The organism is Marivivens sp. ABH4_498 (genome assembly GCF_056160585.1).
Genome location: NZ_JBSWXL010000008.1, coordinates 23395 through 42298, shown reverse-complemented (window position 1 = coordinate 42298; position 18904 = coordinate 23395). Strand labels below are relative to the sequence as shown.

The 18904-nt window shown below is 54.1% G+C and carries 19 protein-coding genes; 8 read left to right on the top strand and 11 right to left on the bottom strand.

Going from position 1 to position 18904, the window contains the following annotated elements; translation table 11 throughout:
* A complete protein-coding gene (locus ACXAGA_RS14415) occupies window positions 1-966 on the top strand; it encodes an amidohydrolase family protein (protein ID WP_475118174.1) in 966 nt (321 codons plus the stop codon).
* Here the strand turns inward: ACXAGA_RS14415 and ACXAGA_RS14410 are convergent.
* The 9 genes from ACXAGA_RS14410 to ACXAGA_RS14370 form a co-directional block, all read right to left on the bottom strand.
* Window positions 963-2102 (bottom strand): HWE histidine kinase domain-containing protein, encoded by a 1140-nt coding sequence (locus tag ACXAGA_RS14410; protein ID WP_475118173.1) that lies wholly within the window; start codon window positions 2100-2102, stop codon window positions 963-965. The two genes, ACXAGA_RS14415 and ACXAGA_RS14410, sit on opposite strands and share 4 nt — an antisense overlap.
* Window positions 2103-2296: 194 nt before the next feature.
* Window positions 2297-3712 (bottom strand): OmpA family protein, encoded by a 1416-nt coding sequence (locus ACXAGA_RS14405; protein WP_475118172.1) that lies wholly within the window; start codon window positions 3710-3712, stop codon window positions 2297-2299.
* Window positions 3713-3774: 62 nt separating this feature from the next.
* A complete protein-coding gene (locus tag ACXAGA_RS14400) occupies window positions 3775-5484 on the bottom strand; it encodes a S8 family serine peptidase (RefSeq protein ID WP_475118171.1) in 1710 nt (569 codons plus the stop codon).
* Window positions 5484-6332 carry a hypothetical protein gene (locus ACXAGA_RS14395; protein WP_475118170.1) on the bottom strand — a complete coding sequence of 283 codons (849 nt, stop codon included), beginning with the start codon at window positions 6330-6332 and terminating at the stop codon, window positions 5484-5486. Before ACXAGA_RS14395 ends, ACXAGA_RS14400 begins: the two co-directional genes overlap by 1 nt.
* A gap of 54 nt (window positions 6333-6386) precedes the next feature.
* Entirely contained in the window at window positions 6387-6743 is a 357-nt protein-coding gene (locus ACXAGA_RS14390) for a hypothetical protein (RefSeq protein ID WP_475118169.1), read from the bottom strand.
* A 10-nt stretch (window positions 6744-6753) separates the two neighbouring features.
* Window positions 6754-7497: a hypothetical protein gene (locus ACXAGA_RS14385; RefSeq protein WP_475118168.1), complete on the bottom strand. Its 744-nt coding sequence runs from the start codon at window positions 7495-7497 to the stop codon at window positions 6754-6756.
* Window positions 7494-7964 carry a hypothetical protein gene (locus ACXAGA_RS14380; RefSeq protein ID WP_475118167.1) on the bottom strand — a complete coding sequence of 157 codons (471 nt, stop codon included), beginning with the start codon at window positions 7962-7964 and terminating at the stop codon, window positions 7494-7496. The genes ACXAGA_RS14385 and ACXAGA_RS14380 overlap by 4 nt, the downstream gene beginning before the upstream one ends.
* A gap of 6 nt (window positions 7965-7970) precedes the next feature.
* Window positions 7971-8798, bottom strand: coding sequence for a hypothetical protein (locus ACXAGA_RS14375; RefSeq protein ID WP_475118166.1), 828 nt, complete (start codon window positions 8796-8798; stop codon window positions 7971-7973).
* A 94-nt stretch (window positions 8799-8892) separates the two neighbouring features.
* Entirely contained in the window at window positions 8893-9738 is an 846-nt protein-coding gene (locus ACXAGA_RS14370; protein ID WP_475118165.1) for an AfsR/SARP family transcriptional regulator, read from the bottom strand.
* Window positions 9739-10145: 407 nt separating this feature from the next.
* On the opposite strand from ACXAGA_RS14370, the gene pqqA reads away from it, so the two are divergent.
* The 6 genes from pqqA (at window position 10146) to ACXAGA_RS14340 (ending at window position 14592) form a co-directional block, all read left to right on the top strand.
* The gene (gene pqqA / locus ACXAGA_RS14365; protein ID WP_066013526.1) at window positions 10146-10244 is read left to right on the top strand and encodes a pyrroloquinoline quinone precursor peptide PqqA; all 99 of its coding nucleotides are present in this window, start codon (window positions 10146-10148) and stop codon (window positions 10242-10244) included.
* A gap of 27 nt (window positions 10245-10271) precedes the next feature.
* Window positions 10272-11168 (top strand): pyrroloquinoline quinone biosynthesis protein PqqB, encoded by an 897-nt coding sequence (pqqB, locus tag ACXAGA_RS14360; RefSeq protein ID WP_475118164.1) that lies wholly within the window; start codon window positions 10272-10274, stop codon window positions 11166-11168.
* The gene (gene pqqC, locus ACXAGA_RS14355) at window positions 11165-11911 is read left to right on the top strand and encodes a pyrroloquinoline-quinone synthase PqqC (RefSeq protein WP_475118163.1); all 747 of its coding nucleotides are present in this window, start codon (window positions 11165-11167) and stop codon (window positions 11909-11911) included. Before pqqB ends, pqqC begins: the two co-directional genes overlap by 4 nt.
* Entirely contained in the window at window positions 11908-12183 is a 276-nt protein-coding gene (pqqD, locus tag ACXAGA_RS14350; RefSeq protein WP_475118162.1) for a pyrroloquinoline quinone biosynthesis peptide chaperone PqqD, read from the top strand. Before pqqC ends, pqqD begins: the two co-directional genes overlap by 4 nt.
* On the top strand, window positions 12180-13265 hold the full coding sequence (gene pqqE, locus ACXAGA_RS14345; RefSeq protein WP_475118161.1) for a pyrroloquinoline quinone biosynthesis protein PqqE: 1086 nt from the start codon (window positions 12180-12182) through the stop codon (window positions 13263-13265). The genes pqqD and pqqE overlap by 4 nt, the downstream gene beginning before the upstream one ends.
* Before the next feature lie 283 nt (window positions 13266-13548).
* A complete protein-coding gene (locus ACXAGA_RS14340) occupies window positions 13549-14592 on the top strand; it encodes a YeeE/YedE family protein (protein ID WP_475118160.1) in 1044 nt (347 codons plus the stop codon).
* 73 nt (window positions 14593-14665) lie between these two features.
* Here ACXAGA_RS14340 and ACXAGA_RS14335 read toward each other — a convergent pair whose 3' ends face one another.
* Window positions 14666-15487 (bottom strand): Rossmann-like and DUF2520 domain-containing protein, encoded by an 822-nt coding sequence (locus tag ACXAGA_RS14335; protein WP_475118159.1) that lies wholly within the window; start codon window positions 15485-15487, stop codon window positions 14666-14668.
* Between the two features lie 211 nt (window positions 15488-15698).
* Here ACXAGA_RS14335 and ACXAGA_RS14330 point away from each other — a divergent pair, with 211 nt between their 5' ends.
* Window positions 15699-16571: an NAD(P)-dependent oxidoreductase gene (locus ACXAGA_RS14330; RefSeq protein ID WP_475118158.1), complete on the top strand. Its 873-nt coding sequence runs from the start codon at window positions 15699-15701 to the stop codon at window positions 16569-16571.
* A 36-nt stretch (window positions 16572-16607) separates the two neighbouring features.
* Here ACXAGA_RS14330 and ACXAGA_RS14325 read toward each other — a convergent pair whose 3' ends face one another.
* Window positions 16608-18743, bottom strand: a complete 2136-nt coding sequence (locus tag ACXAGA_RS14325) for a malate synthase G (RefSeq protein ID WP_475118157.1) — start codon at window positions 18741-18743, stop codon at window positions 16608-16610.
* Between the last annotated feature and the right edge of the window lie 161 nt (window positions 18744-18904).

Below are 18904 nucleotides of genomic sequence, written 5' to 3'. Positions count from 1 at the left end.
ATGACAAAGACACCCAAAATCGCATTGGAAGAACATTTCATGCACCCCGATTTCTTCGACTACTTCGGGACGACGGCTATCAACATTAGTCCGAACCTGTTTGGTAAAGCGAAAGAGGCTTTGTTGGATTTCGGTGACAGACGGATCGAGGCGATGGATGCCGTGAATATCGAAACTTCGGTTTTGTCATTGGCGGGACCAGGCGTGCAGGCGGAAAAAAACGTACAAAAGGCCGTCACACTGGCGCATAAAGTGAACGATTATTTGGCCGAACAGATGGCCCGCCAAAGTCGTTTTGGTGGCTTGGCCCATCTACCTATGCAGGATCCGACGGCTGCTGCCGACGAATTGGAACGTTGTATCAAAGAGTTGGGCATGCAAGGTGCGATGGTAAACGGCCAAACGGGCGGCACGTATCTGGACGATGATCGGTATGCGCCATTTTGGGAACGGGCAAGCGATCTGGGTGTCGCGGTGTATATTCACCCCAATAACCCGCCTGAACGCGTCCATATGTACAACGACCATCCTGAATTGTTCGGGCCGCTTTGGTCTTGGACGGTCGAAACGGCGACGCATGCGCTACGTTTGGTTTTTTCGGGATTGTTTGATCGGTATCCGAATGCGGGGATCATTCTTGGGCATTTGGGCGAAACGCTGCCTTATCTGTTGTGGCGTCTGGACAGCCGTTGGGGCATTTCCAATCGGGGGGAGATGTCGCTGAACATGGCGCCGTCCGAATATTTCAAACGCAATGTATGGGTGACAACGTCGGGGATGTGCGCGGATGCGCCTTTGCGGTGTGCCATTGATATGTTGGGGGCTGACCGTGTGATGTTCAGCGCCGATTATCCATTTGAATCAACGTCAGAGGCTGGTGATTGGATTGATGCGGCACCGCTGACAGATCAGGAACGGGACATGGTTTGCCATGGTTCGGCCAAGTCCGTTTTGAAATGGGCCTAATTATCTTTGGTTAGGCGATCACGCGGTACGGTCACTGTGCATTTCAAACCGTCCGCGTCCCAAATTTTATCGCATGATCCGCCTAGATCCTGACGAATGGTTGAATTGATCAACGTGGACCCAAACCCGTTGCTTGTCGGCGCTTGGGCAATGGTAGGGCCATTTTGTTCATGCCAAACGAACGTAAGTGTGTCGTCGCTTAGGGTCCAAGTTAGGTCCAAGGTGCCGCAGTCTACAGAAAGGGCCCCATATTTTGCGGCATTGGTGGCCAATTCATGAATGATCAGTGCCATCGCGGTCGTGGCCGGTCCAGTTAACGCAAAGCTTGGCCCCTGCACGCGGACGTTCAATCCGTCATGCAGATAGGGTTTGATGATATTTGTCAGCAATACATCAAAGGTTGCGCCCTTATCGTCAGTTGGGCGCCCAGACAACGCGGGTTGGATCAGCGAATGTGCGCTTGCAAGCGCTTGGATACGATCAACCAGTGTTTTGCGCGCCTCTTTGACGTTTTCGGCAGAGCGTAGGGTCATGCTGGCAATGCCCGACACAATCGTGAACAGGTTTTTGACGCGGTGGTTTAGTTCCTGCGTCAATAGCTTTGTCTGTTCTTCGGCGGCTTCGGCGCGCTGCAATTGTGCGCGTAGTTTCAGTTCTGTTTCGATCCCTTTTGCCAAATCTTCTAGGATTTCCAATTCGTCATCGGTCCATTTGCGTGGCTCATTTTCAATGACGCAAAACGATCCCAAAATTTCGCCGCCCGGTTCTTTGACTGGAACACCCAGATAGGAAATGACGCCTAAATCGTTGATGGCTTTGTTGTCGCGCAGTTCGGGCACGTTTCGTGCATCCGTGACGACCAATGGTTCTTGGTTCGCAACGACGTGTTGGCAAAACGAATGGGACAAAGGCGTTTCGCGGGCCTCTGCTACATCTGTCGGGAGCCCGAGTTGGGATTTGAAAAATTGGCGGCGTTCATCAACGAATGATAACAACGCGACCGGCGTGCCAAAGATATGAGACGCGATCCGGACGGGGCGATCGAACACTTCTTCGGATGGGCTGTCCAATAGGCCCGTACCGTATAGCGCGGCCAAACGGTCTGCGTCTGTGACATTCAAATTTTTCGTCATCATATCACTTTCTTGCATGCCCCGGATCAAAGAGCGATGTCCATTAATCGGTTAATTTTCATTAGTAGACAAAGTGATAATCAATTTCGACATCTAAGACTAATGATTTTTTGCGCATCGATTTTTGGAGTTAACCAAGGGTCAACTATTCCGAAAAAATTGGGACGAAAGGCCCTGCAATTTGCAGGGCCAGCGCGTCACCGAAATGAATTTCCATTGTCCAAACTGATCGTCACGCGTCGCCAATTTGGATCAGACCGACCAGATGGCACGCCTGCGCGGCGGGCCTCGGACGATCCCAGTCCTGCGATATGAACCCGCGCATTGTTGCCTGTCTGTGCTTGTACCAGTCCGCCAACCAATGATGCCCGCCGATGGGACAGGGCGCGGTTGCCGCTTTCGCTGCCGGTTGGGTCGGCGTGCCCTGTGACACGTACGGCGATTTGGCCATTCGCGATCATGGATTGCAAATTCGGGCGCAGGGTGCCCCACCATTGTTGGACAAGCGCGCGGATTTCGCCCGTGCTGTTTGATCTGCCCGATCCGAAAAAGATGTGTTTCCCGTTCAGCGGATCGCGGATGGATGCAGCCGGTGGACGATACGTGCCCCCCGTAGGTCGCGGCGACGGGCGCGAAGGTGCTTGGCGGAACCGATCATAGGCTGATCCACACCGATTGCGCCATGGGCCGCTCAGATGGCGTAGACCATAGGGGCGAACCAAATCGGATCGCATGTTGTGTATTTCGACCTTGCCGTTCGCATGGACCGTAATGGCGCCTGAAAAACCTTCTTGGATGCGGCCCAACATATCGGCAGGGTCCCATTGCCCCATCACGCTGATCTGACCCGACAATGGGATAGAGTTATTTCTGGGGGACCGTGCGGGCGAAAAATCGATGGTCAGTTCGTGGCCAAGATACCCGACCGTTGGGGATAGTTCTGTTACCACAGCTTTGCGAATGGAATAACAATCGTGTTCGACCTGAATTTGAAATGGATAGGTCGCATATTCACTGCCGCCGCGTTCATATTTGCACCGCAATTCGAACCGCCAGACATCGGTATGGTAGCCACTATTGGGGGCTTCGTAATCAGAACGTAGTTCCATTGATTTTGCGCTGAAGTTCAAACCTTTCAGTGATCTGCGAACGGCGCTGCCGATATTGTAGACTTTGACGCCTAGATCGATCCCCTGACTGGCCGTTTGAATTGCTGTTTGCGTTGTTTTTAGCGTGTTCCGAACTGGCAGCGTTGGATCGGTGATCAAAGACGAAACTGACCCCGATGCACCGTTTAGTAGGCTGCTAACGGCACCGGGAATGGCGGCTTTGGCGGCTTGGGTTAGCAAAGGTGCCAGCCATTCGGGGTCTATGCGATAGGCATCAAATTCCATTGGACCGTTATAGGTTTCGGCGGCTTCGGCACTGACGCTAAGGCCAATGATTTCCATATGGGGGTCATTTTCGTCGAATGGATTGCGGGCGATTAGAATATCGCCATCGGTCAGATTTTCAGTGATGGCTGTAACCTTGCCCGCCAACGGGCCTGTCCCAACAGAGGCCGCCGAAATCAGATCAGCGGGTGGCAAACCCGTGGCTTCACTGGCTGACATCAATGAATCCAAAATTTGCTGCGGGCCCGTTTGGCATCCGCATTCATGGGAACGATGAAATGTCATAACTTATCCTTTCTTGAAAATCGTGGTGGGGAAATGAAACCGGCACCCATGCGTTGGTCCGAATGGGGTGCTAAAGACGCAGCTGGCGTGACCATGGACATCAGGCCAGCGCGAATGTCGTGGATCGATTGCGGTGCGGTGCTGTTTGACAGATAGCAGGCCGCGATACCGCAGACGTATGGGGATGCTTGGGACGCGCCGGACATCGTTGTGACGCCCGGGCGGGGGCGATGGCTCCAACGGGGGGTCGAACGCGCGGCACGTATGCGATAGCCGGGGGCGCAAAGGTCGGGTTTTTGCCGCCCGTCCCGCGTTGGACCTGCCGACGCAAAGGCCGCGGGCCGCGGACCTGCCGCTGTTTGTTGCATTGCGCCGACAGCGATCGGCAAAAACCCGTTGCATATGGACCCGATCGTACCTGACGGATCGATTTGATCGGTCTGGAATGTAGTTCTAAATTTTGGATTGCCGCTATCGCGTTCGATCCACGCGTGCCATCGACCGTCTTCGACGGTGTCGCCAACCAAAGACAATTTCCATTCGCCAGCCGGTGCGTCGGGTTTCAGAAAAACTTCGATATGGTGATCTGGTGTGTTGGGATCATAGGCGCGGTGGTAAATGCGGGCGGCTTCGCGGCCATCGGGCTGAAAAATGCCGCGCGCGCCGCCCAAATCGACCGTGAGCGGGGTGCTGGCGTTTGGTGGGGTCAGTTCCAAACGAAACGCGTCGCGGTTTGAATACCAAATCTCTAATTCGTTCAGCGTTTTGTCCGTGGCCCGTGTCACCCAGGTTAAATCACCGCGCCCGCCCGGTAGAATACGGCCCGAGGCATGGGATTTCGCGGTGTAGTAATTGCCAGCCGACTGTACCACCAACCGATTGGGGCCCGTTTCTAAAAACCGATCAATGGCCTGTTCGACCAGCGTGAGCCCTGTGTGCGGTCCGCCGTGCCGACCGATAGACATGTTCACAACAAAAGGCCGCCCCGCAGCGGTTTCTTCGATGAATTTCAACGCTTCGAGCAGGCGAACGCTGTCGCCCAAACTGGCAAGCCCCGTTAGCGGCGCAGAGGCGAGGTGCACAAACACAAGGTCAGCCAAAGGCGCCATGCCGCCGCCGTTTGGGCGGCATGATCCCGCAGCAACATCAGCGACATGTGTGCCATGCGCGCCCATCCCGCGATCGGAATCGCCGGGGTGGTAGCCCAAAACCTGATAGGGGCGTTGATGGCCAAGGGCGGCATTGATCGCCCGCTGTGTGTGGACCGTGCCATACCCAAAACGCGGCGGATTGGGGCCTTGGTTCCTTTGATCCCAAAGGGCCAAAATGCGGGATTTCCCAGATTTGTCTAAAAACGCGGGATGCGCAAAATCAAATCCCCAATCGATGACGCCGACAACAACGCCTTTGCCTTGATTGCCAAAGCTGCGGCGACCCGATGTTCCTGCGAACCATTCGCCTAACCCGTCATCAGACGGTTCATCGAACTGCAGTGCGCGTGGCGCTTTGAGCGATTGTACGGACGGATGGGACCAAACCGTTTCAATCGCCTGACGTTGAATGCGCACCGTAATGATTTCAGCGAAACGGGCTATTTCCGTTGCTTCGGCAGGTAATTCTGTCGCGCCGGGGGTAAGGCGCAAGATTGCTTCGATTTCTTCAATGGGGTCGCCTTCGGCTAGCAGTTCACGTAATGCAGGGTCCATTAGTCCCCCGATCGGGCGGATTTTTTGCCCACATATTTAGCCATGATTTTTGATACTTCAGGGCGAGAGGCCTCAAAAAATGCGTCTAGCTCCGCGCGGGCTTTGGTAGCTATCGGGGTGTCAGCGCTAATCAACTTCATGAATTCGGCCACGTCTTCCGCTTCTGGATCAGTGGAAAGAATGGCGTGTGCATAAAATCCGGTTTCGCCGCCCATTTCTTTCATTTTGGCGTCGATCTCTGCGATGCGTTCAATCAATTCAGCGCGGGTTGAATCCTCTGATTGGATGAACTTGGAATACGCTTTTTCGATTGTGATTAGGTGGTCGATTTCCGTGCGGATTTGTTTTGCCGTCAGGTCGTCGCGACCGACCAATTTTTGCGCAATCGCTTTGATCGTTTTTGGGGACGATTTTTTTGCGTCAATGATGCCGTCGAAATATGGCAAATTCAGTAATTGTTCGCGCGCAAGGTCGGGCGGTTCGCGGGAAATATTTTCTAGAAAACCAGCCAGATCAGCCCGAGACATATCGCTATCTGCTGCGAACATGGCGCGTAGGGGGCCTTCGAAACGAGCCAAAAGTTCGGTTTCATTAGCCGCTATGGTTTCGTATTGCGCAGCCAAATCTTCTGACTGCTTCAGCTGGGTTTCCAGTTCTGTGATGCGGTGGGTGACCGTATCTGACGTTTGGACGGCGACATCTTTGGTTTCCAGATCGTCGATCAAACGCTGGACCAACAGCAGCTTTGCCGCCGTGGGCATGTCAGGATCAAGCGCAAGGAATGGCACAGCTTTTTCGGTGCCTAGCCGTTGTGCGGCAAAGGCAAAGCCTAGTTTTTCGGGTTTCATGGGAATGCTCCGCTATTTGGTGCAGGGCCGTGATTGGCCCTGCACGCGGGTTTGTCATTCTGATGCGATCTGTTTTAGCGCGTCGTCGATTGTCATATTTGTCGCCGCGTTTTTCACTGCCAGATCCACTGCTTTGACCAACGTTTCTTTCGCCAGTGCTAATTTAGCTTTGGTGACCGCATGGTTTAGCAACAGGTCTTCGCGTTTTTTCAAAGTCGTGATTTCGGACGACAATGTTGTTTTCTCTGCATTTAGATCAGATGCAGTTTCCACAACCTGTGCGTTGGCGATGGCAGCAACGGTCGGGTTGTTCCGCGCCATAATGTTCAACATGGCCGAGGTCCGAACCGCATCGGGGGTGTCGCTGGTGAGTTTCATCAGCGGCAAGATGGTTGCAATATCAATAGACATATCCGGATCCTTATTTGTTCTGGCTTAGCGCCATCAGAAGAAGCGCAGAATTGTCACCACCCGTATCGCCCAACGCACCACTCAGGATCAGGGGCAGCATCATGTCTTGTTTGGCGTAATTGACGCTTTTGACTTTGACCTGATTGTCTGCGCCGGGGACGTCTTCGAATGTCATGCTTTCGATCTTGGGCGGGGATGACAGCAACGACATCAATTGGGATGTTTGGGCGTTGCCTTCCAATTTTTTGACGCGCCCCGATACTTTGCTGACGTCGCCATCCACAGTCGCGATTTTTTTCGACAATGCGGCGTGGTTTTCGCGGCGTTCTTTTAACGCGGCTTTAAATTTGGATTCTGTGTCAGCGATCAGTTTGTTGACGTCTTTCGCTTTGGCAAAGCTTTCGCCGAATTTGACCCGCATTTGTTGGCCATTCGGGGCCTTTAGTGTTGTGCCTTTGGCGCCTTTCATCTTGCGCAAGTTGCGGCTGCGGACCTTGCGGTAGCTGGTTTTGCGCCCACGGCGGCGGCGACGACGACGGGCTTCGCCATCCCAGGTTTCATCGTCGTCATCATAGTCGTCATCGGAATCGAACATGAAACCTTCGTCGTCATCATCATCGTCATAATCGGCGAATTCAAAGTCATCTTCGTCGTCGTAATAATCGTCTTCGTCGTCCCAATCGTCGCTTTCTTGCATGGCACCTTGCATGGCCATTAGGCGTAGCAGTTGGTTCTGATCAATTGCGCTAGTCATTCTAAATCTCCTTTGAATTTGAACGCATTCGGGATGTCCTGCCGAAATGGGTTGGCAGGTCGATTTTGGGTGAACCGAGCGGCAGGACGCCGGTCGGTCTGGGTTAGTTTTCGGATCACCGGCAGGACGAAACGGTCGAAACAGGCCTCGTCTGGTAAAAAGAAACCCGGTGATCCTTCGCCTGCGCATTGTCGGCAGTCGGGATCGCTGCCCCAGCACGCAGGACACGCCCCCAGCGCACAGGCCAACATTTCGCTGTGCTCTTCCATTCTGCGAATTTGACGCTGCATGGACCGAACAACATTGGCCGAGGTGCGGGACGATTTGCGTGGAGCGGTGGCCGCGTCGCGCAAATCGCGTACCTGACGAAGCAGCGCGAGCGTTTCCTCTAACTGGCTATCGCCTTGACCGTTTGTCATCGCGTTAATGATCGCGGCTGTCCGGTCGTGGTGGGGGGTATCGGTCATGATGATTTAGTCCGAGGCGAGGAACTCTTCGGCTTCGGAGGTGTCATAGGCCACACCTTCGACATCCAGCGCCTGTTCGTATTCCGCAGCGATGTCAGCGATGGCATTCATGATCGCGATGTTCGCTTCTTCTTGGGACAGGGCCTGACCTGCGGCATTTGTAATTTGCCCCGCAAAATTGGTCGTCGCGGATCCGATTGCCTGCTGAACGTTTGGATTTTGCAAAAGGGTATTCAACTGCGAAACACCGCGTGTGGCTTGTTGGGAAACGACTTGGCCCACGGCACGGCCCACACGGTTGGCGCGGCGGCCGATATTGCGCATGGTGCGGCGACGCGGACGAATGCGAATACGTTTCGGGCGTGGGCGTCGTTGGCGCGGTTGTTGTGTGGCCAGCTGATTCAGACCGGCGCCAGCCAGATTGCCGACAGCACCGCCGACGTGCCCGCCAATCGTCGTGCCGATTGGGCCGCCGATGATACCGCCCAGAACCGTTCCTGCGGCCTGTCCCACAACGGGCATTGCCTTGGACGCGATCCCCGCAGCGGTGCGGCCCAATTGGCCCAAGGTCCGCATGAAATTTTCGACATCTTCGGGCGACATCGTGTCGAACATATCAGCCAGCGCCTGATCGACCTGTTCGTCATCTAGCGTTTCGAAACCAGTCAGCGCAAGTCGCGCAGCGCCGCGGTAGTCGATGCCATTTGCATACAATGCTTCCCAGTCCGCGTTGTCAGCGCACATTTCAGGGATTTCATTGTAATCATCGGCGTAGGACTGGTCGAAAAATTCGCCAAAACCTTCGGCCTGATCGTCATTGGTAATTTTGAACACCTTAATACCTCCTAAATAAGAACAGGTTTAAGGTGTCACAGGGCGGATACAGGGGGGTCACATAGGATCACAAATCAGACACAACCCAATAAAATCATAGGTTTGCCAAAGAATCGCATACGGCCCGCAGGTCAGATAGTGCCGCCCGCAGCGCCGTTCTTAGGTCTTTGACCTCGTCGCTTAGGTCTTGCATCTGACGGGCGACATTCGTGGTTTCCAGGCCTTCGTCACAGCAAAAATGATACAAAGCCCGCGTCTGAACCGACGGCGAAACGCCCAATTCGTCCTGCAACCTTTTTTCAAGGTCTTGATACAGGCGCAGCGCCTGACCCCGATTTCCGCGTTCCAGATGAACGTGGATCAAAGCGCGCCAGCCTTGTTCTTCGAATGGGTCATGGCTGATCAGACGGCTGGCATAGTCCTGCAGAGTTTTCAGGTCGTCAGTGTCGTGCAGCATCTCAACGGTAAGTGACAGCAGCTGTGTATAGGCGTCACATAGATTTCGCCGTTCGTCTTCGATCCAGTCAGAGGTCAGATCATTGGCAAAGTCCCCGCGGTATAGGTTTACGGTTTCCATAACGCTGGATAGACAATTCGGCGTTTTGCTATGCCTTAGGAAAGTGTCGACATCGACCCATGGCCCGTCATCGTACAGCAGGCATAGTGCGTCGCTGTCGGAGGCCACCCAATGATCGGGGGCGCAACCTGCGTCCTTAATGGCAGATCGTAATCGCCACAGAGATGTGTTCAGCGCCTTTTTGGCGGTCAGGTCGTCGCGCCCCCAAATACGATCCAAAATGAAATCGCGGCTTACGGGTTTGCCTTGTTTCACGGCCAAAGTCGCAAGCAGTTCCTTTTCGCGTTTGCTGGCAAACGCGATGGGGCTGCCGTTTTGGGATTTGGCTGTAATCGGGCCTAATAAACGTACTTCGCCAGTCACTGCCTGTTCCTCCTTGGGCAATGTGTTGGCCGAAATCGGCATGATAAAATGAATGGTCTTAAATTGCGCAAAACGCTGGAGGCAGCGCGGATTCGGCTCAAGTAAGGGTTTGCTGACTGACGCAACTATAGAAGTTGTATGGTTGGTCAAAAATTCGCAAATTTGTGGAAACTGCGTTGGACGGCTTCCCCAATATGGGGGATGCCCCCTATTTTCGCGCGCGGCTATTGATCCGCCACCTTGCGGGTAATCAGCTGAATTTGCGTGGATATTCATTGTGTTCGCTTCGCAAATCACATGCTGAGATTCGGTTCAGATGCCGAAAATGCGACTATCGTATAATTGCCCGTGGCCCCTGTTATTTGCACCAATCGACCAATCATGACAGCCAAGAGGGAGGAAACATCATGGCTTGGGCAAAACCTGTATTGCGTGAAATCGACTGCGGCATGGAAATCAACATGTACGGCCCAGATTCGGGCGATGAAGGTGGCGTTCTGTTCTAAGAACCCACCCCGCGCAAAGATACACACATGACAATCAACGCGCGCATATTGGGGGCGGCCGCTGGTGGCGGTCTCCCTCAGTGGAATTGCGGATGCGCCAATTGCAACGCAGCCCGAGCGGGGCACATCCCGCCACAATCGCAAAGTTCAGTCGCGGTGAGCGGCAATGGGCGCGGTTGGGCAATTCTGAACGCATCCCCAGACATTCGCGACCAAATGGCGAAATGTCCGGCGCTGCATCCCACCGGTTTGCGACAGTTGCCGTTGAAATCGGTGCTGGTGACGAACGGTGATATTGATCACGTTGCGGGATTGCTAGTGTTGCGTGAAAGTCAGCCGTTTGCGTTGTTCGCGACATCTGAAATTCACGATGTTTTGGCGGCAAATCCCATTTTTGACGCACTGCGCGGCGATTGCGTGGCGCGAAACCGGATTGCCCTAGGCCAGCCGTTTGAATTGGTGCCCGACCTAGTTGCAACCTTATTTGCCGTACCTGGCAAAGTGCCGCTGTACCTAGAGGGCGAAGTTGTCAAAACGGATTTGGTCGGTGAACAGACGGTCGGCGTCGAATTAGTCGCGGGCGACAAAAGAGCCTATTACATTCCGGGCTGTGCCCATGTGCCCGCCGATCTGGCAGACCGTTTGCGCGGTGCTGATCTGGTTATGTTTGATGGCACGCTTTGGTCGGACGATGAAATGGTACGCGCAGGGCTAAGTCAAAAGACAGGCCAGCGCATGGGACATATGTCGATTTCGGGCGCTAATGGCAGCATGGCCGCGATGCGGGATCTGAACATCAAACAAAAGATTTATGTCCATATGAACAACAGTAACCCTGTGCTGGACCCGCGGTCAGATCAGACCCAACAGGCAGAGCAGGGCGGATGGATCATTGGCCGCGATGGGATGGAGATAACGATATGACGCAAAGCCGCGCAGAGTTCGAAGCCCGATTGCGCCAAATCGGGGCAGATCGGTACCACGACAAACATCCGTTTCACGATTTGCTGCATTCGGGCGGCTGTACGCCCGATCAAGTGCGGGCTTGGGTCATTAATCGATATTACTATCAACATACGATCCCGATGAAAGACGCGGCATTCATGTCGCGTGTCGAAGATCCAGCCTTGCGCCGTGCGTGGCGTTCGCGGATCGAAGACCATGACGGTCATGGCGAAAACGAAGGCGGGATTGAACGTTGGTTGCGGTTGGCCGATGCCGTCGGGCTGGATCGGCACTATGTTGCATCGCGCCAAGGCGTTCTACCTGCAACAAAATTTGCCTGTGATGCCTATGTGCGGTTTGTGCGCGACAAAACTTTGCTAGAGGCTGTCGCGTCGTCTTTGACTGAATTGTTCGCGCCGAAAATTCACGCGAACCGGATTGAAGGTTTGTTGGCGAATTATGATTTCGCAGATGATAGATCGCTGTCCTATTTTAAACGGCGGTTGAATGAGGCGCCCAAAGACGTGGCCTTTGGTTTGGGGTGGGTATTGGATCATGCCGATACGCAAGAAAAACAGGACGCAGCCGCAGCGGCATTAGAATTTAAAACCGATGTTTTGTGGGCCCAGCTTGATGCACTGCATTCGGCCTATGTTGCGCCTGGTCGTATCCCGCCCGGAGGCTGGCAGCCAGGCACGCATATTATTGCGGTGGCCGCATGATTGCCGATGGCGCGATCCCGATCGTTCCGCGCGGTGTACGGTTGCACAATGATCGCGCGCGGAACCGTTGGGTTCTATTGGCGCCCGAAAAAACCATCGCGCTGGATAAGATTGGACAGGCCATTATCTCTGAGATCGATAATCGGTCTGATTTTGGCGAAATCGTTTCGTGTTTGGCGTCGAAATACGATGCGCCTGTTGAACACATCCGACCGGATGTTGCAGGGTTCATCAACACGCTAGCGGCCCGCCGCATTCTGGAGGTGATATGACCCAACCGCCGCCGCCTATGGCAATGTTGGCGGAACTGACGCATCGGTGCCCGCTGTCCTGTCCATACTGTTCAAACCCTTTGGAATTGGAGCAACGGTCACGCGAGTTAAGCACCGAACAGTGGTTGCGCGTGTTCCGCGAGGCGGCAGATTTGGGCGTTTTGCAACTGCATTTGTCGGGCGGTGAACCTGCGACGCGGCGCGATCTGGTGGAATTGGTCAAAGGCGCGCGCGATGCGGGCCTATATACAAATCTGATTACATCCGGGATCGGGTTAACGCGCGCGCGATTGGATGAATTGGATGCCGCTGGTCTGGATCATGTTCAGTTGTCGTTGCAGGGGATGGATGCGGAAACGGCTGACCGTATTGGCGGCTATCGTGGTGGGTTCGACCGCAAGATGCAGGTTGCTGGATGGATCAAGGACATCGGGTTTCCGCTGACGTTGAATTGCGTGTTGCATCGGCAGAACCTGCATCAATTGCCCCTCGCGATCGAGATGGCTGTAGACATGGGCGCGCGCCGGATCGAGGTTGCGATTGTGCAATTCTATGGTTGGGCGATGTTGAACCGAAATGCCTTGATGCCGACCCGCGAACAGGCCCGCGAGGCCGAGATGATCGTCACCGAGGCGCGCGACCGTTTGAAGGGCACTTTGGTGATCGATTTTGTGCCTGCCGACTATCACGGAGATTATCCGAAACGCTGTATGAACGGTTGGGGATCGGTCGGGTTGAATGTCACACCTGAAGGCACGGTTTTGCCTTGTCATGCGGCACAGACCATAAAACATTTAGAATTCTGGTCTGTGGCAGATCATTCGCTGTCTGAGGTTTGGTATGACAGCCCTGCCTTTAATGCCTATCGCGGCACCGAATGGATGAAAGAACCGTGTCGGTCCTGTGAACACAAGCTCAAGGATTTGGGGGGATGCCGATGTCAGGCGTTGGCGATTTCGGGCGATCCCGCAGCCGCTGATCCTGTGTGTATCAAATCGCCAGACCACGGAAAGTTGCAGGAACTTGCGATGCAATTTTCCGATGGAGAGCCTGATAAATTGACATATCGATCGCCCGCGTAAAAATGGTCAATTTTTAAGGGTGACCGCTAAGTATCCGCGCTGACAGCAATATTTCCGTACACATGTTTTCTACCAATTTTTTGCGTGAATTTTCGCAAAAATTGGCAACAAAGGGTGAGTTTTTCGGGATTGGAAACGTTGTGTAGACGCTGTCTTTGCTTCCTGTCGATTGCGGAAAATTATTCCTGATAGCCGTCTAGTGTAGGCTAAATGTTCTGGACGGGGGCTTTGACTCTGTCCGTTTTGGAACGCACATCACGCCGAAATAACATCAAAAGGTGCGATGATGCTGCTGGAATACGTCAATTCTGATCTGAACATTCAGGTTCTGTTTGGACTGTTGCTGGGCCTGCTATTTGGAATCGCAGCGCAGGTATCGCGGTTTTGCCTACGGCGCGCCGTTGCGGGCGAAGATGGTGCAGATTTGTCTGCTCTTTCTGTTTGGCTGTTGGCCTTTGCGGTTGCAATCGGTGGCAGTCAGATCGGTATCGCGACGGATTGGATCGAATTGGGCGATCATCGGTTTTTGGCATCTGACATAGCGGTTTCGGCCATTATTTTCGGTGGTTTGATTTTTGGCGCGGGAATGGTTTTGACCCGTGGGTGCATCACGCGTTTAACGGTTTTGTCAGCCACGGGTAATTTGCGCGCCGCAACCGTGTTGGTCGTCGTGGCCGTGGTTGCCCATGCCATGATGAAGGGCGTTTTGGCACCCGTACGTCTGGGGCTGTCATCGGTCACAACAACGCTGCCGTTTGGTAGCTTGGCCGAATTGCCTGCACTAACCTTTGTCTTTCCAACCGTTCTGCTGGTGGTGGCGATTATGATCGCCCGAAAATCCAAGGCGTCGGTCGTTCAATTGGCGTTCGGGGCTGTGATCGGGCTGGTCATCGTCGCGGGATGGGTCGGCACGTCGACTTTGTTGATGGATGAATTTGATCCCACGCCTGTGCAGTCGATATCGTTTACCCAACCTTGGGCGGATAGCTTGTTTTGGGTGATCGCATCGACGGCAATCCCCGCAGGGTTCGGGGTCGGCCTGATCGGCGGGGTACTGGTCGGTGCGTTCTTTAGCGCGGCTGTTCGTTCGGAATTGCGTCTTGTCAGCTTTTCGGACGGCGCAGAAACGCTGCGCTATGTTTCCGGTGGTGCGATGATGGGCGCCGGCGGTGTTTTGGCGGGCGGTTGCACGATTGGCGCGGGCCTAACGGGCGGCTCGACGCTGAGCCTGTCTGCGCTGTTTGCTTTGGGTTCGATTATCGCTGGGGCGATGATGACACGCCGTTTGATGCAAATGCGCGGAGCCTCGGTCGTCGCCAAAGCCTAAGCTAAAGGTTGGGATGATTGACTAAACGGCACCACGAATGCATGGTGCCGTTCGTGTTTGGTGGACGTGGGGCTTATGTGATTTGCCCGTTTGTTTTCAGCCGACCCGCCATTTTGCTCATCTCGGCGTATAAATTGGCGATGTCACCGTTCCAGTTGGACAAGGCCGCCTGTTGTTGCTGCAAAACATTCGTATCGCCGCGTGCCGCGGGTCCGGTCAGCGCCATTTGGGGATTTGTTTTGGCGACATTGACAGCCGCGTTATTCAACAAACCATCACCCAAAGATTTCGCTATTTCTGCCGGCACGCCAGCCTCTGCCCATGCTTCTTGCGCGATCGCTTGCAAGACCACGGTAAAGTTGTTCGAAAACACCGCTGCGGCGTGATAGATCGCTTTGCTATCCGTTGTGACAGGGAACGGATTACCGCCTAAATCGCTGATAAATGAATGTGCCAACTGCGTGGCTGCAACATCGCCTTCGATCCCGCAGTAGGTGCCTGCAAAATCTGCGGCTGCGGTCGCGGGGTCTGCAAAACTGCGCACAGGATGGCAGCTGCCCACATGCCAATCGTGTGACGCAAGCGATGCCATAGCCTGGGATGATAAAAACCCACTACAATGCAGCGCGACCGATGGAGGGTGGCCTACGTTCGATAGCGTATCGGCAACGGCGCTGATTTGGTCGTCGGGCACCGTGATCAACCACAAATCGGCAGGCTGCATGTCCGTGATTGTCGTCGCGGCGCGGCCAGTGGAACGACCTTTTAATAGATCTACTACGGCATCTGGTCGACGGCTGTAGACGTCTCCTAACGCAAATTTTGAATGGGCGCTGATCAATTGGATAAAGGTTGCGCCCACTTTGCCAGCACCAATGATATTGACTGTGATCATAATCGACTATCCATGCAGTTGATGTGCAAACAGTAGAGCCATGAGAGCGCATCAACAATGGGGCAATCAGCGCCGATGAATGACCTGTGAACGTAAATCCCAACAAAGGTTGAACAACGCAAAGCGCTGGTCCAACATGCGCGGGACCGGGTTCAGTTTGGCAGTCTACCACACGGCCCGTTGCCAAATAACACAGTGACGGAGACTCAGAATGGCGAAAGTGGCGTTTATTGGCCTTGGGGTGATGGGGTATCCGATGGCGGGGCACCTTCAATCCAAAGGCCACGAGGTGACTGTTTACAACCGCACGTCATCCAAGGCTGAAAAATGGGTCGCAGAACATGGCGGCGCCCATGCGCTGACCCCGCGCGAGGCAGCTATGGGTGCAGAGTTTGTCATGGCCTGCGTGGGGAATGATGATGACCTACGCAGCGTTTGTTTGGGCGATGATGGCGCATTTGCGGGCATGGACGCGGGTTCTGTTTTCGTAGACCACACGACAGTGTCCGCTGCGGTTACACGTGACCTATTTGCGGCGGCGAAACAAAACGATATCGGATTTGTCGACGCGCCAGTTTCCGGTGGTCAGGCCGGCGCCGAAAATGGCGTTCTATCGGTCATGTGTGGTGGCGCTCAGGATCATTTCAACGCGGCAGAGCCCATCATTGCGGCCTATGCCCGAATTTGTCGCCGCATCGGCGATAGCGGATCGGGTCAATTGACCAAAATGTGCAATCAAATCGCGATTGCAGGATTGGTTCAAGGATTGTCCGAAGCCCTGCATTTCGCCGAAAAATCTGGACTGGACGGAGAGGCCGTCGTCGAAGTCATCAGCCAAGGCGCGGCAGGCAGTTGGCAAATGTCCAACCGCTATAAAACGATGTTGGACGATCATTTCGAACACGGGTTTGCGGTGGATTGGATGCGCAAAGATTTGGGGATTTGCCTGTCTACTGCGGATGAAAACGGCGCAAGCCTGCCGGTCACTGCGCTGGTCGATCAATTTTACAAAGATGTTCAGAAAATGGGTGGCGGTCGGTGGGATACATCGGCCTTGTTCAAACGAATGCGTCATTTGGGCTGATGTGAAAACGGCAGGGAATTCCCTGCCGTTTTTGATTTATGATCGCGCAGCTTTTACCCGCAAGCGTGCGGCATAAAGCAATGGTTCGGTATAGCCTGACGGCTGAGAAATGCCTTCGAAAACAAGAGCTCGCGCTGCATTGAATGCTTCGCCCGTGAACGACGGGGCCATAGGGATATAGTTTGGATCGTTCGCATTTTGGGCATCGACCTTGGGTGCCATTCGTTTGAACGCCTGTTCGACATCATCTTTCGTGCAGATGCCGTGTTCGATCCAATTCGCCAGATACTGTGACGAAATCCGCAGTGTCGCGCGGTCCTCCATTAGGGGAACATCGTCGATATCGGGAACTTTGGAACATCCGACACCCTGATCGACCCACCGCACAACGTAGCCCAAAATAGATTGGCAGGCATTGTCCAATTCGCGTGTAATCTGATCAGGTGTTAGATCATGCGACATCATAATAGGCGGCGTTAGCAGCGCGTCTTTGGATGCTTTTTCGCGGTTCATCAGGGATTTTTGAACATCAGCGACATTCACGTGGTGATAATGCGTGGCGTGCAGTGTGGCAGCCGTTGGTGATGGTACCCAAGCGGTCGTTGCGCCAGATTTGGGGTGGCCGATTTTCACCCTCAGCATTTCGGCCATATCATCAGGTTTGGCCCACATGCCTTTGCCGATCTGGGCCTGTCCGGTCAATCCAGCGGCTAACCCAGTATCGACGTTTCCATTTTCATAAGCACCAAGCCAGCCGGTACTGGCCATTTGTCCGCGCGGAATGACGGGACCGGCGTACATCATCGTGTGGATTTCATCGCCTGTGCGATCAAGGAAACCGGTGTTGATGAAAACGCAGCGCGATTGCACCTCGGCGATACAGGCAGCAAGGTTCACCGACGTGCGTCGCTCTTCGTCCATGATGCCTAATTTTACGGTGTTGCGCGGCAGGCCCAGCAAATCTTCGACGCGACCATATAGGGTGTTGGAAAATTCGACTTCTTCGGGGCCGTGCATTTTGGGTTTGACGACATAGACCGACCCCGTACGCGAATTGCGAATGCCATCTGTTTTTTGCAGATCATGCATTGCCGCAGCCACTGTGATGACGGCGTCCATGATGCCTTCGGGGGTTTCTTCGCCGTCCATTAGAACGGCGCTATTTGTCATCAGGTGCCCCACATTGCGCACCAACATCAGCGCACGACCCGGATGCGTCACCTGCGCACCGTCGCGCCCGATATAGGTCACATCGTCATTCAATTGGCGGGTGACCGTTTTGCCCCCTTTTTCAAAGGATTCAGACAGGTCGCCACGCATTAGGCCCAGCCAATTTGCGTAGACAATACATTTATCTTCAGCATCCACAGCGGCGACGGAATCTTCGCAATCTTGGATCGCGGTTAGGGCGCTTTCTAAACGGATATCTGCAATGTTCGCGGCATCCGTCGAACCGATTGGGCTGTTGGCGTCGATACAGATGTGAATGAGCAAACCATTCACCTGCAGTATCACATCGCCATTTTCGCGATATCCTGCATAGTGGCTGTCGTCCGCCAGCGCAGTTTGCATGTCACCAATGTAAACAGTCAGCGTTTCGCCAGCGTCCAATTTTGTCACATCAGCCCATGATCCCTGCGCCAATGGGGTGACTGCATCCAGATGCGCACGTGCCCAGCTGACAACTTTTGCGCCACGTTCTGCGTCATAGCCTGATCCTTGCGGCGCGCCGGAAATCGCGTCGGTGCCGTACAGCGCATCATACAGCGATCCCCAGCGAGCGTTCGCAGCATTCAATGCGAACCGGGCGTTCATGACAGGCACGACCAGCTGTGGGCCTGCGACAGTCGCTATTTCAGGGTCGACATTTTCAACGTGAATTTCAAAAGGCGCGGGGTCGGGCTGTAAATATCCGATGTCGGTCAGGAATGTTTTGGATGCGGCGACATCGAAATCGCGCCCATTCTGACGGCGGTACCAATCATCAATCTGCCGCTGTAAGTGATCGCGTTTTTCGATCAACGCTTTGTTCTGGGGTAAGAGGTCGCGCAAAATTGCGGTGTAGCCAGCCCAGAAATCGTCTGATGATACGCCCAATAGAATTTCGTTTTCAACCAGCGCCGCCAGATCCGCCGATACGTCCAATCCTGCGCGTTTTACATAATCTGCCATTTTGACACCCCTTTTGGGGGCACTGTGGCCTATCCCTGAAAAAACGAAAAGAGGTGTTTGCCGAAAATCATCACAGCACGGGCAATGGTGACAATGTATTGATAAATGCCCGATTATTGGGCTGGCGTTCCTAGGGGGTACCTAGAAACGCCGCATTATTA